Here is a 12,600-nt window from a genome sequence, read left to right on the forward strand (position 1 = left end):
CACGTGCATCCTGATCATGAAACTTCCTTCCACAGCCACGCGCCTCGCGCTAGCCATGTTGGTTCTGATGCTCGGCTCTGCTGCCCTGGTGCTGCATGCCGAAATCGACCCTGACCCGCTGGGCGAATACACGGGGGGCAAGGGCACCGTGTTCGCCACCGGCAGACAGGCGTTTTCTTTCGGCCTTGCCAACCTCACAGACGCCGAACAAACCCGATTCGTCATCGGCAACTCCTTTTTCAAACGCAACTGGGTCGAGGCGCCGGCTTCCACCACCGCTCGCGATGGCCTGGGGCCGCACTTCATTGCCCGCTCCTGCGCCGGCTGCCACGCCATGGACGGGCGCGGTGCACCGCCGAACTGGAAGCGCACCATCGGCCCTGAGCCTGACGAAACCGTGGCCCTGCTGATCCGCCTGTCGGTGGCCGGTACACCCGAGCCGCATGCGGGCGTCAAGCCCGAGCCTGTCTACGGTGACCAGTTCAACAACGCTGCGGTTCAGGGCGTCAAGCCCGAAGGGCGCGTGGAGATCCGGTCCGAGCCGTTGCACGGTCGTTTTGCCGACGGCACGCGCTACAGCTTGCACAAGCCGATCTACCGCCTGACACAACTGGGCTACGGCCCCATGGCCAAGGACGTCATGATCAGCCCGCGCATCGCACCGCAGGTGATCGGCCTGGGCCTGCTGGAGGCGATTCCCGAAAGCGAGATCCTGGCCAACGTCCGTGCCCAGGCCGCCCTGGACGGCCCTATCAAGGGCATGCCCAACCGCGTCTGGGATGCCTTTGCGCAGAAAGAGGTCATCGGCCGATTCGGCTGGAAGGCCAACACCGGCAGCGTGGCGCACCAAAGCGCAGGCGCCTTCCTCGGCGACATGGGCATCACCACCAGCGTGTTCTGGCGCGAGACCTGCACGTCTGCTCAAAAGGACTGCCTGAACGCCCCGCACGGCGGCGGCCGACGCACCGGACGCGACGGCCTGATGCCGGCTTCCCAGGCCACCGCAGCCGAACCCGAGATCGACGACGACACCTTGGGGCATGTCATTTTCTACACCGCCTCGATCGCACCGCCGGCCCGCCGCCAGCCGAGCGATCCGCAAGTGAGGCGCGGCCAGGCGCTGTTTGCGCAGGCCCAGTGCGCCGCCTGTCACCGGCCCAGCTATGTCACGGGCACGCCCCCTTTCCCGAAACTGACCAGCGCCGCCATCAGCGGCCAGCGCATCTGGCCCTACACCGACCTGCTGCTGCACGACATGGGCCCGGACCTGGCCGACGGCCGCCCAGACTTTCTGGCCAACGGTCGGCAGTGGAAGACGCCGCCGCTCTGGGGCATCGGGCTCATCAAGGACGTCAACGGCCACCAACGCCTGCTGCACGATGGCCGGGCCGACGGCGTGCTGGAAGCCATCCTCTGGCACGGTGGCGAAGCCCAGCCCGCCAAGGAACGGGTACTCGGGATGAATCGCCAGGACCGTGAGGCGCTGGTGCGCTTCGTGGAGTCGCTGTGATCCGTCGGCAGTTGCTGGTCGCAGCGCTGGGCTTGGCGCTGACGGGGGTCGCAGCCGCACAAGCCAACGCGCCCGCCGTTGCAGCCCCTTACTACTCGGCCGAACAGGCCATGCAGGGCCTGTACACCCACCACCTGCCGCCGCTGGCGCGAGACTTCAAAACCCAGGCTGAGCACCTGGTCGACGCTGTGCAGCAGCATTGCCAGGGGGGTGCCACGCTGGCCGCGCTGCACAAGCAATGGCAGGCCGCGCTGCTGAGCTGGGAAACTCTGTCGACCCCCGCCGTGGGACCCTTGCTCACGCGCCGCTCCCAGCGCCAGATCGATTTCTGGCCCACGCGGCCGGCGCTGCTGCGCCGCTCGATGGACAAGGCTCCCGCTTCGCTGGCCGACATGGAGCGTGTGGGCACGCCGGCCAAGGGTTTCCCTGCGCTGGAGATGCTGCTGAACCAATGGCAGGCGAGCCGCCAAAAGGAACCATCCGCGGCCTGTCGCTATGCCGAGTTGGTGGCACAGGGCATCGCCCACGAGGCGCGTGAACTGGCCACCGCACTGGCGACTTCGGCCCAAAAGCACTGGGCCGACTCGCCCGAAGACACCCAGGCCGCGCTGGCCGAATGGGTGAACCAATGGTTGGGTGGTCTAGAGCGCCTGCGCTGGGCCCACATTGAAAAACCCGTCACCACCCACCGCTCCACCGGCAAGTCCGCTGCAGGCGAACCTGTTCCTTTCGCCCGACTCGATCGCGAGGTCGCGCTGAGCGACTGGCGCGCCCAGTGGCAAAGCCTGCTCGCACAGGCACGGTTGCCACAAGGGGCGCCACCGCCTGCACCGGGCCAGGCCCTGGTGCCCATGCAGGCCCTGCTCATGGGCAAAGGCGAGCTGGATCTGGCGCAACGCTGGGGCCAGGCCTTGGAAAAAATCACCGTCGGTCTGAACCAGCTCACACCCGATTCGGACGAGAACGCGTTGCTGGCTGTGACCCAGACCATGAAGGCGGCGACCGCGCTGTTCCAGAACGAGGTGGCCCCCGCACTGGACGTGCCGCTGGGCTTTTCCGACGCGGACGGCGATTGACCGATCGAAGCCATGCAGACATCCACTGCAGCCGATGACAGTGCAACACCGGCAGGGGCGATCTCCCGCCGCCGCTGGCTGATGGGCGCGGCGGCCCTGGGCCTTGCGCCGGCCTGGGCGGCACGTGAGAATGCCCAGTTGGTCGCAGCCTGGCAGGCGTCGGCCAAGCAGCGCATCGGCGTGATCGAGGTGGGCGCACAGCACTGGTCGGTGCGGCAAACCCTCGCGGTGCCCACACGCGCGCATGGCCTGCTGGTGGAGGCGGGCGGCAGCGTGCTGGCCGTGGCGCGGCGACCCGGCGACTGGCTGCTGCGCTGGCACCCGGTGAGCGGCCAGACGTTATGGCACTGGATCGAAGACGACCGGCGCTTCAATGGCCATGCGGCCGCCAGCGCAGATGGCCGCAGGGTGTGGACCAGCGAAACCGACCTGGAGACCGCGCAAGGCCAGCTCGCGGTGCGCGATGGCACCACCCTGGCGAAGACCACCGAATGGCCGACCCAGGGCATGGACCCGCACGAACTGCTGGTGCTGCCGCAGCGCGTTGGCGCGATCCCCGCCGGCAGCCTGATCGTGGCCAATGGCGGCATTCCCACGCTGCCTGAAACCGGTCGCAGCAAGCGCGAACTCGGGCGCATGGACGCTTCACTCGTCGCGCTCGATGCGCGCGATGGCGGCTTGCTGGGTCAATGGCGCCTGCCCGACCCGCATCTGAGCATCCGCCATCTGGCATGGGATACGGCCTCTGGCACCGTGGGCATCGCCTTGCAGGCCGAACACCCCGACGCCGGGACGCGACAGCGCGCGCCCGTGTTCGCCGCCTGGGATGGTCAACGCCTGCAGGCAGCCATCGGACAACCCGCCCTGCAAGGCTACGGCGGCGACATCTGCGCCCTGCCCGGTGGCGGCTTCGTGGTGAGCTGCCCGCGTGCCAACAACTTGGCCCTGTTCACCGCGAGCGCGCGCTGGGTGCGCAACCAGACACACGAAGGAGCCTCCGCGCTGGCCCGGCACGACCGCCACTGGTGGGCCAGCGGGACCGAGAGTCTGTGGTGTGCCCCCGAGGGCGTGCGGGCGCACAGTGCCGGCGCATCAGTGCAGTTCGACAACCACTGGCAGGGCTGGCCCCGGGCCTGAGCGGCTGAGCGCCTTCGATTCGCCACCGTCCGAAAAGTGGCCAGCTTCAGCGTTCGACCTGATGGGGCAAGGCCGGCGTCGAACTCTCTTCCGGGTTGAGTCCAGCCTCGCAAGCGGACCCCGTGCGCCTGCACACGCCGTCCGCTTCCAGCCAGGGATGGGCATGACCCGCACAAGCTGTCTGGCAGATCACCGCGTGGGCCTCCGGCAGGGCATCGCTCACCAGCGACAGGCCCCTGGCCATGAGCACACGCCGGGGCATCGACAACGACACCTGATGCAACTCACTCCTGGTCAGGCCCCAGAGCAGCGCGGTGCGTGCCCGCACCAGCCGCCCGCGCAAGCGCACCACCTCGGATTGCAGCACCCGCACCTGGGCCGCGTAGTCGGCGATCTGCCGGCTCACACGGTCCTGCAAACTGGCGAGTTGCCGGGCCAGTGCGCCGTGTTCACCTGTCAGTTCCTGCACCTCTCGAACCACCTGTGAAGGTGGATGCATTCCCCTTTGCATCGTCGCCATGTTGTTTCTCCCTGTGTGTCGACCTACGCCGAATGAAGCGGCCCATCGGCCGCAATGAGCAACTGGCTCACGCCGTCGGCACTGCGCACCGGCGTCGCTTGCACCTGCCACACCCGCTGCACCAGCGCTGGCGTCAACGCTTCGGCAGGCGGGCCGCTCACCTGCAGCTGGCCGCGGTCGAGCACCCACACCTGATCGGTGTAGCGCAGCGCCAGATTGAGGTCGTGCAGCACCGCCAGCACCCCCACTCCCTGCTCGCGCGCCCAGCGACGCACCGTGGACAAGGTGGCGTGCTGGTGGCGCAGGTCCAGCGCGGCGGTGGGTTCATCGAGCAGCAGCCAGCGGGGCGCGTCGTCGGCGGGTGCTTCCCAGATCTGGGCCATCACGCGCGCAAGCTGGGCACGGGCGCGCTCGCCGCCGCTGAGGCTGCCCACCGGCCGGTTCGCCAGCGATCCCACACCAGTGACGGCCATGGCCGCCTGCACGATCTCGGCCTCCTGGCGCGAGGGCCGCAACCGGTGCGGGTAGCGCCCCAGCGCCACCACCTCCTGCACGGTGAAGTCGAACGCCACGGCCGTGTCCTGCGGCAGCACGGCCCGGTGTGGGGCAACGCGGTGCAATTCATCGACCAGCAGCGGCTGCCCGTTGAGCCAGACCGCCCCCGTGTCTGGCGCGCGCAGGCCTGCGAGCACGGACAACAAGGTGGACTTGCCCGCGCCGTTGGGACCGAGGATGGCACCCACTTCGCCCGACCTCAGCTGCAGATCCACGCCCTGCAGCAAGCTGCTGCCCCCAGCGCGAACGCCAATGCGATGGGCCACCAGCCCCTGGCCATGGGAAGAGGCGGGCGTTTCAGCAGCAGTTGCCACCGGCGGCCGCACAGCGGTGTCGTCGTCTGACGCCCCATCGCACTCCATCCAGTGCGCACATTCACCCGCCGGCACGTCACAGCAAGCGTTGCGCCAAGCGGGGTCGCGCAGCCGTTCGGTCACAGCCGCCTCCCGTGTGCGCTGCGCAGCAACAGCAGAAAGAACGGCACACCCACGGCGGCGGTGAGCACGCCCAGCGGCAGCTCGGCCGGTTGCATCACGGTGCGGGCCACGGCGTCGGCCAGGGTGACCATGGCCGCACCCAGCAGGGCCGAGCCGGGCAGCACCCAGCGGTGGTCGGGCCCGGCCAGCATACGCACCATGTGCGGCGCCACCAAGCCTATGAAACCGATGATGCCGGTGGTGGCGGTGACTGCGCCCACGGCCAGCGCGGTCACGCCAATCGCCGTGCGCTTGACGCGTTCCACCGGCACGCCCAGCAACACTGCCTGCGCTTCGCCCAGCGCCAGTGCATTCAAGGGCCGGGCCAGCCGCCAGCCCACCACTCCCGCCACCAGGGTGAGCCCGCTCACCAGCGCCACGGCGCTCCACCGTGCGCCCCCCAGGCTGCCGAGCAACCAGAACTGCAGGTTGCGCAGCTGTTCGTCGGTGGCCAGGAAGTTGAGCATGCCCAGACCGGCGCCAGCAAGCGCGTTGACCGCGATGCCAGCGAGCAGCATCAGCCCCACGCGCGTGCCGCCTTCGCCGCGCGAGAGCAGGTAGATCAGCACCGTGACAGCGAGACCTCCACAGAACGCCATCAACACCAGCGTCCAGCTGCCCAGCGCACGGGGCAGTTCGGGAAACCACAGGCTGCCCATCACGATGGTGACCCCCGCTGCCAGTGCCGCGCCGCTGCTCACACCGATCAGACCCGGGTCGGCCAGAGGGTTGCGGAACAGGCCCTGCATGAGCGCGCCCGACAGGCCCAGCCCGGCGCCCGCCACGATGCCCAGCACCAGGCGCGGCAGGCGAATGTGGAAAAACACCAGTTCGTGGGTTTGCGGCTGCTGCACGGCCTGGCCGAACGGCAGCGCCTCCCAGAGCACGCCAGGCAGTTCGTGCAGCGGCAAGCTGTAGGCCCCTTGACCCACGGCAAACAGCAAGGTCAGCAGCAGCAACAGGGCCAGTGCACCCAACACCACCGGTCCGGGCAACCGCTGGCGGGCGTGCACGCGGCGCCACGCAGCATTCCCCGGGCTTGCAGCGGCAGGCTGGGGCGCAGTGGACACGTTCATGGTTTCGTCGAGCTGGCGCCGGGGGCTTGGGGTGTCTGAGCTCTGGGTTGGCAAGGGCTCCAGTCGATCAGGTGCAGCACGTTGCCGTCGACATCGGTGAGGCTGAATTCCCAGGCCTTCCAGGGTTGCAGGCGGGGGCCAAGCGTGCCGAGCCGCTGCGCCAGTTGATCGGCGTGCACGGCGACAGGACCGGCCAGCCCCGTGCGCACAGGGCGCAACAACGCCCTGCGCAGGCTTGCATACAACGTGTGAATGCCGCTCACCGTCACCCGGTGATGCCCGGGCCAGTACCGGTTCTCCACCAGATCGGGTTGTTCCCAGCGACCAGGGCGAGCGCCGCAGCCCCAGAGTTGCAGGCTGAGGGAACCATGCGACAGCAAGGCCACCACCCCCGGGATGTGCTGTTCGCAGCTGAAGCCAAGCACCTGCGTGTAGTCGGCCAGCGAGCGGGCCAGATCGGGGGTTCTCACCACGGTGGGTGGCTTGTTCATTGCGGCTCCTTCGCGGGTGGTCAGTGGTTTCATGCCTGCACGATTTGCCGGTGCAGGCGCTCCACCACGTCGGGCAGGCGGGGTCCGAAGCCCAGCAGTTCGAGCGCATCCAGGTGCACCAGCGCGCTTCCCTTTGCGCGGCGCCGATAGGCCGGGGTCAGGGCCAGTTCCGGTCTGCGCCAGAAAGCGGCTTCGCCGCCAATGGCTTCAAGCCCCTGGGTGGTGGTCAGGATCACATCGGGTGCGGCGGCGGCCATGGACTCGGCCGTCATGGGCCGGTAGCCCCGGAACCCGCCCAGGGCATTGCGCGCTCCGATGAACCGGATCATGGCGTCGGCAGCGGTCTGTTCACCCGCCACTGTGGAGCTGCCGCTGTGCGACAACACGAACAACACCCTGGGCGCCGTTGGCGTGTCTTGCCCATCGATGGACGCGCGCACCGCGCGCCAGCGTGCGTCAAGCTGCTCCTTCAAGGCTTGTGCGGCAGCCTCCCGCCTGGACGCACGCCCCACCGCCGCCACCTTGCGGCCCACTTCCCCCCAGCTGTGGTCGGCCTCCACCAGCTCAATGCGCACGCCCGCGCTGCGCAACTGGTCCAGCACCACGGGCGGTCCGGCGTCGGTGCCGGCGATCACGGCATCCGGGCGCAAGGCCAGCAGGCCTTCGGCCGACAACTGGCGCATGTAGCCCACCTTGGGCGTGGCCTGTGCGGCTCGCGGGTACAGGCTGGTGGTGTCGGTGCCCACCAGCTGATCCTGGGCACCCAGCGCGTAGACGATCTCGGTGATGCCGCCCCCAATCGTGATCAGGCGGGGTGGGGCTTCAGCGCCATGCCGTGCGATGGGTGGGCTGCTCGGGCTCTGCGCAACCGCAGGCGCAGCCCTCAGGCGCAAAGGCCAGCCAGCGCCGACCGCCGCCGAGCCAGCCAGGGCGGCGAGCGAGAGCCTTTGCAGCGCGCTTCTGCGCGAGGTGTTGTCGGAGCGGGGTGGGAGCGGAAGGCGTGGCATGGCGGGGCGTCGGGTTCATGAGGTGGCGTCTGGCAGACAGGCCACAGGGGTGAAGCCGAACTCGCTGTAGAAACGCTTTGACAGCGCGGAGTCCCTCGCCGGGACAAATGCCGTGATTTCTGTCGGTGGCAGCGGGCTCATGCGGCCTCCGCCTGAACGTCTTGTGCCGGCTGCTCCAGCACGCGCAGGTGTGCCAGCAGATCGCGCCATGCCGGCTGTTCGACCTGTCCCGGCTTGCGCGCACCAAAGAACATGGCCATCAGTTCGCCGCCGGCATCGAACGCTTCCAGCGAAGTCACGACGCCGTCCACGGTGGGCTTCTCGACCACCCAGACGTCGGCGATGCGGTCTTCGCGCAGGTGCAGGTTGAAGCCGGGATCGAGCACGTTGAGCCGGGTCTTGCCGTGCATCTCCAAAGGCTCCACCCGTTTCACCGGTCCGGTGTGGATCTGGATGCAGCCCGGGCTGCCCACGAAACACATGATGGCTGTGCCTTCGAAGGCGACCTCCATCAGCATCTCACGCACCGAGGCGTTTTCCACCCGGTGCGTGAACTGCCCCTGCACCAGCTGGAAGCTCTGGCGGCGTTCCAGGCCGAACTGGCGCAGCAGCGGAAAGAACTGGTGCGTGTCCGTCATGGCACGCCAGGCGCGTGCAAAGGCTGGTACATCGATGGCACTCGCGTGCCCCGCCGCGCTGATGGCGGGCTTGGCTTCGAAAGTCGCCTCGCGCTGTGGCTCCTGGTGCGATGCCAGTACCCGTTGCCAGGCCGTGGTGTCGGTTTGTTCGCGCGGGTACACCTTGTGCACGGCGGTGCCATGCCTGTCAAAGTACTGCAGGCTGGTGCGCGGCTCGCCACCGCTGGCCGGGGTTTCGCTCACCACGAAGCCTGCGTGCCAACGGTCAAAGAACAGGCGCAGGTCGATGTCCTCGCCCAGTGCCAGACCCACGTGGCCGCTCGCGGACAGCTTCTGGTAAACGCCGGTCTTTTCATGCACCACGCTGTCGTTGCGGGTGAGTGCCAGCAATGGACCGCACGCCTCCAGGGATTGCAGTTGCGCGAGCCATTGGATATTCAGCGCGTGCGCGCGCAGTGGGCCATCGGTGGCGCCCACATGCGCTGCGACGGCTGCGCCTTCGCTCAGGCCAATGGCTTCAGCGGCCTCGCGGGCACGCAATCCACCCAGACGAGCCTGGGCGAATTGTTCAGGGATGCGTTCGGTGCTCATGTGAGTCTCAGGGAAGGTGGAGGTGGTTGGAAATGCTCACTGCACGCCTGCCGGCGCGGCGTGCCAGAGCGGTGTGGGCGCGGGTGGGCTGGTGTGGGGTTGCTGCCGCTCGGCCTCCATCTGCCAGCGTGTGCGCAGGTTGGCTAGCATGGTTTGCATGGCTGGTGAGAGGTCCGGGTGCCCTGACAAAAAGAACAGATTCGACACCAGCTTGGCGGCCATCAGGGGCCGGTGCGCACAGTCAGGCGCCGACTGCGCGTAACCGGTGAGCAGTGCCAGCGTGCCTGCCATGAGGGCTTCAACCGGGGGCAATGTGTATTCTTCGTCGCAGGCTTCGCAAGAAGGGTGATGCATGGCGCGTTCTCCTTTTTGATGGGTGAAAGGTGCTGGCCGCTGGCCGTCAGAAGTCCGCCACCAGCGCCACCGCCAGGTTGCGGCCGGGCGCGGTGTAGCTGTCGAGCACGGGTGAGTTGGCGGCGATGCCGCGCACGTTGGTCCATTCCCAGTAGGTGCGGTCGGTGAGGTTGCGCAGCGCGGCGCTGAGCTTCAGGCCAGGCCGCAGCTGCCAGGCAGTTCGCAGATCCAGCGTGGTGAAGGACGGGGTGGCGAACTGGTTGGCGTTGGCACTGAAATCGATGTGTTTTTTCGACTTGCGTGCCACGTGGGTCAACAAGGCGCCAACGGTCCATGCACCCAGTTTCTGATCGACGCCCAGCACGAACTTGGCCGGGTTGACCGAGTTCAGCGGTCGGTCGGTTTCGGTGTCGGTGCCTCGTGTCTGCCCATAGCCCAGGCGCAGGTCGGTGTGCTTGCCGAGCGCCAGCTTGCCCTTGATTTCAAAGCCACTCAGGCGCACCTGTCCGCGGTTGACCGCCTGGAACTGGGTGGGGTCACCCGGTCGTCCGGTACCACTGACCTGCACCAGGTCTTCGATGAAGTCCTTGTAGCGGCCGCTGAAGACCGCCGCCTCCCAGTTCAGCGCGCCGGCGGTCGCGCGCGTGCCCAGTTCCACCGTTCGGCTCGTCTCGGGTTTGAGGTCCGGGTTCGGAATGCTGCGGTAGTTGCCGAACGGGTTTTCGAAGTAGTTGTTCAGCTGCAGCGGGCTGGGCGCGCGGAACCCGGCCGCCACATTGCCGAACACGCTCCAGGTGGGCGCAGCACGAAAAACCACGCCCAGCTTGGGTGAGACGGCCGAGTCTGAGAGCGAAGCAGCCTCCAGCGGGTACAGCTCGCTGGCCTGGGGCTTGAGTTCAAAACGGTCGTAACGCAGCGCGGGAATGAGGCTCCAGCGTTCGCTGGCGAACTCGCTCTGAACAAACAGTGCCGTGGTGGTCTCCCGTGTGGGGGGAAAGCGCTTCAAGGGGTACTGCTCGTAGGCGGGTGGCTGTGTGCCCGTGATCAGGTTGTCCAGTTCGGCCACCGAGACGTCCAGGCCGTACACAGTGTTCGCGCTCCAGTTGGCGTTCAACGCGGACGTCTTTTCCGCTTGCAGAACCCCTTGCCACAGGTCTTCGCTGTAGGTCACGTCGCGCGTTCGGCTGCTTCGGGCATGGGTCGCCAGAGCCAGGCGCTCTTCGTGCGTGACTTCTTGAGATTCGGATGTCTGATAGCCGAGCGTGGCTCGGAGCTCGTCTGCCCAGGGGGCGCCAAGCTTGAAGCGCCCGTCCCAACTGGCCCGGGTGCGCGTCATGTCGGTGGTGCCGTCCAGGTCCAGCGTCTGGAAACCCATGGCCGTGGTGCGCCCCGTGTAGCCTTCCACGTCGCTGGCCTTGTCGACATGCTCCAGCGTGAGGGTGTGCTTCTGGCCCGCGCCAGGGCTGATGACAACCTTGCCCAGCGCCGAGAGCTTGCGGTCCTCCTGGGGATTGGGCGCGGTGCGGTCCGCGCTCTGTGAACGGTTGCTGCCCTGGTTGTCCAGTGCGCGGCTGCGCCCGGCCTGCACACTGCCCAGCCATTGCACCGTGTCGCTGGCCGAACCAGCGAGCGTGGCGCCGACGGCGCGCGTGTCGTCTTCGCTGTCCTGCGTGAGTCCCACCCGACCGCCAAATGTCTGACCGGGTTTGATGAGACGCGCCGGCTCGGTGGTGTACATGGCCACCATACCGGCGAGTCCGTCCGACCCATACAGCGCGGAGTGTGCGCCATGCACGATTTCCACCCGCTCGATCAGGCCCATGTCGTAGTAGTCGCGCCCAAAAACCGCCGAGCCGAAGACCCCGCTGGCGAGCTCGCGCGGCACGCGGATGCCGTCCACCGTGAGCAGCACGCGGTTGCCTTCCAGGCCGCGAACATTGAATCCGGCATTGCCGTCCCTGCCGGTGCCACCAGGTTGTACGGCACTGAACCGCTGAGCCGCGCGCTTGACGCTGACGTTTGGCAACTCCCGGGCCAAATCCCGGATGTCCTGCACCCGGGCCGGGTCGAGCGCCTCGCCGGACAAGACATCGATGCTCGCCGGCACGTCTTCCAGGTTGCGCTCGCTGCGCGAGCCGCTGACCACCACTTCGCTCAAGGTGGCCCCCGCGCGCACGGCTGTTGGCGCCGAGGGATTGACCTCCACTGAAGCCTGAGACCAGGCCAGTGGTGCTGCCATCAAGAGACCGCACGCTGCCACGACAGGCGAGAGATGAAACGCAGGTTTTTTTGTGTCCCTGGAAGACGCAAGTGCCTTGGAACCAAGGAGGGCGCAGAAATGGGAAGCGGTCACGGTGATGCAGGGCCGAAGGGTTGACAACAGCGCTGGCGGTGCATTCACCGGGTACAAAAAACGCCGGGGTGCTGGCTGGCTAAGGGAATCCAAGCCCAGATCATATACGAATGATTCGCATTAAACAATTCGCTTCTTGTACAACTTTTCAACAGTGAGAAGATGTCGGGTTGTTCAGCCCGTCACAGCCACACGAAAGGACCCCACCATGAAAGGCGACGCCCAAGCCATTGCCCACCTGCAGGCGCAACTCAAGAACGAGTTGACGGCGATCAACCAGTACTTCGTGCACTACCGCATGCTCAAGCACTGGGGCTTCGACAAGCTGGCCAAAAAGGAATACGAGGAATCGATCGGCGAGATGAAGCACGCCGACAAGCTGATGGACCGCATCTTCATGCTCGACGGCCTGCCCAACCTGCAGGACCTGGGCAAGCTCAACATCGCCGAGAACGTGCCAGAAATGCTCTCGAGCGACCTCGCGCTGGAACGCGGCGCGCAAGCCACCATCAAGGACGGCATCGCCTACTGCGAAACCGCGCGCGACTACGTTTCTCGCGATCTGCTGCAAGACATCCTGGACGACACGGAAGAGCACATCGACTTCCTCGAAACCCAGCTGGAACTGATCGACAAGGTGGGCCTGCCCAACTACCTGCAGAGCCAGATGGGCACTTGAGACTCCCCCCTGCGCCGCTGACGCGGCTTCCCCCCTCCCTTGCGCGCCTTCGGCGCTTGGAGGGGGGACGGCACCTTTGGGCCGGCAAAGCCGGACCTTCGGTGCCCCCTGGATGAGGACCGCAGGCGATGAAAGGC

General features: G+C 67.2%; 12 protein-coding genes. 4 read left to right on the forward strand and 8 right to left on the reverse strand.

Going from position 1 to position 12,600, the window contains the following annotated elements:
- The first annotated feature begins 16 nt into the window (after positions 1-16).
- Genes J2W49_RS25485 through J2W49_RS25495 form a run of 3 tightly spaced genes read left to right on the forward strand, consistent with a single transcriptional unit; the run spans position 17 to position 3,723 of the window.
- Positions 17-1,510, forward strand: a complete 1,494-nt coding sequence (locus J2W49_RS25485; RefSeq protein WP_405001086.1) for a di-heme oxidoreductase family protein — start codon at positions 17-19, stop codon at positions 1,508-1,510.
- Entirely contained in the window at positions 1,507-2,586 is a 1,080-nt protein-coding gene (locus J2W49_RS25490) for an imelysin family protein (RefSeq protein WP_310322669.1), read from the forward strand. The genes J2W49_RS25485 and J2W49_RS25490 overlap by 4 nt, the downstream gene beginning before the upstream one ends.
- A 12-nt stretch (positions 2,587-2,598) precedes the next feature.
- Complete coding sequence (locus J2W49_RS25495) at positions 2,599-3,723, forward strand: DUF1513 domain-containing protein (RefSeq protein WP_310322671.1); 1,125 nt, start codon at positions 2,599-2,601, stop codon at positions 3,721-3,723.
- A gap of 46 nt (positions 3,724-3,769) precedes the next feature.
- Here the strand turns inward: J2W49_RS25495 and J2W49_RS25500 are convergent, their stop codons facing one another.
- The 8 genes from J2W49_RS25500 to J2W49_RS25535 all read right to left on the reverse strand — a co-directional run bounded on the left by J2W49_RS25500 (position 3,770) and on the right by J2W49_RS25535 (position 11,670).
- A complete protein-coding gene (locus J2W49_RS25500; RefSeq protein WP_310322673.1) occupies positions 3,770-4,222 on the reverse strand; it encodes a hypothetical protein in 453 nt (150 codons plus the stop codon).
- Positions 4,223-4,266: 44 nt separating this feature from the next.
- Positions 4,267-5,235, reverse strand: a complete 969-nt coding sequence (locus J2W49_RS25505; RefSeq protein ID WP_310322675.1) for a heme ABC transporter ATP-binding protein — start codon at positions 5,233-5,235, stop codon at positions 4,267-4,269.
- Positions 5,232-6,350, reverse strand: a complete 1,119-nt coding sequence (locus tag J2W49_RS25510) for a FecCD family ABC transporter permease (protein WP_310322677.1) — start codon at positions 6,348-6,350, stop codon at positions 5,232-5,234. Before J2W49_RS25510 ends, J2W49_RS25505 begins: the two co-directional genes overlap by 4 nt.
- Positions 6,347-6,841, reverse strand: coding sequence for a VOC family protein (locus J2W49_RS25515; protein ID WP_310322680.1), 495 nt, complete (start codon positions 6,839-6,841; stop codon positions 6,347-6,349). The genes J2W49_RS25510 and J2W49_RS25515 overlap by 4 nt, the downstream gene beginning before the upstream one ends.
- A gap of 29 nt (positions 6,842-6,870) precedes the next feature.
- A complete protein-coding gene (locus J2W49_RS25520) occupies positions 6,871-7,848 on the reverse strand; it encodes a heme/hemin ABC transporter substrate-binding protein (RefSeq protein ID WP_310322682.1) in 978 nt (325 codons plus the stop codon).
- 137 nt (positions 7,849-7,985) lie between these two features.
- Complete coding sequence (locus J2W49_RS25525) at positions 7,986-9,077, reverse strand: hemin-degrading factor (RefSeq protein ID WP_310322684.1); 1,092 nt, start codon at positions 9,075-9,077, stop codon at positions 7,986-7,988.
- Between the two features lie 36 nt (positions 9,078-9,113).
- Complete coding sequence (locus J2W49_RS25530; protein WP_310322686.1) at positions 9,114-9,431, reverse strand: hypothetical protein; 318 nt, start codon at positions 9,429-9,431, stop codon at positions 9,114-9,116.
- Between the two features lie 46 nt (positions 9,432-9,477).
- A complete protein-coding gene (locus J2W49_RS25535; RefSeq protein ID WP_310322689.1) occupies positions 9,478-11,670 on the reverse strand; it encodes a TonB-dependent hemoglobin/transferrin/lactoferrin family receptor in 2,193 nt (730 codons plus the stop codon).
- A gap of 322 nt (positions 11,671-11,992) precedes the next feature.
- Between J2W49_RS25535 and bfr the strand changes: the two genes are divergently transcribed.
- Entirely contained in the window at positions 11,993-12,463 is a 471-nt protein-coding gene (gene bfr, locus J2W49_RS25540) for a bacterioferritin (protein WP_310322691.1), read from the forward strand.
- The last annotated feature ends 137 nt before the right edge of the window (positions 12,464-12,600 follow it).

Source organism: Hydrogenophaga palleronii (genome assembly GCF_031457455.1).
Taxonomy (GTDB): Bacteria; Pseudomonadota; Gammaproteobacteria; order Burkholderiales; family Burkholderiaceae_C; genus Hydrogenophaga; species Hydrogenophaga palleronii_A.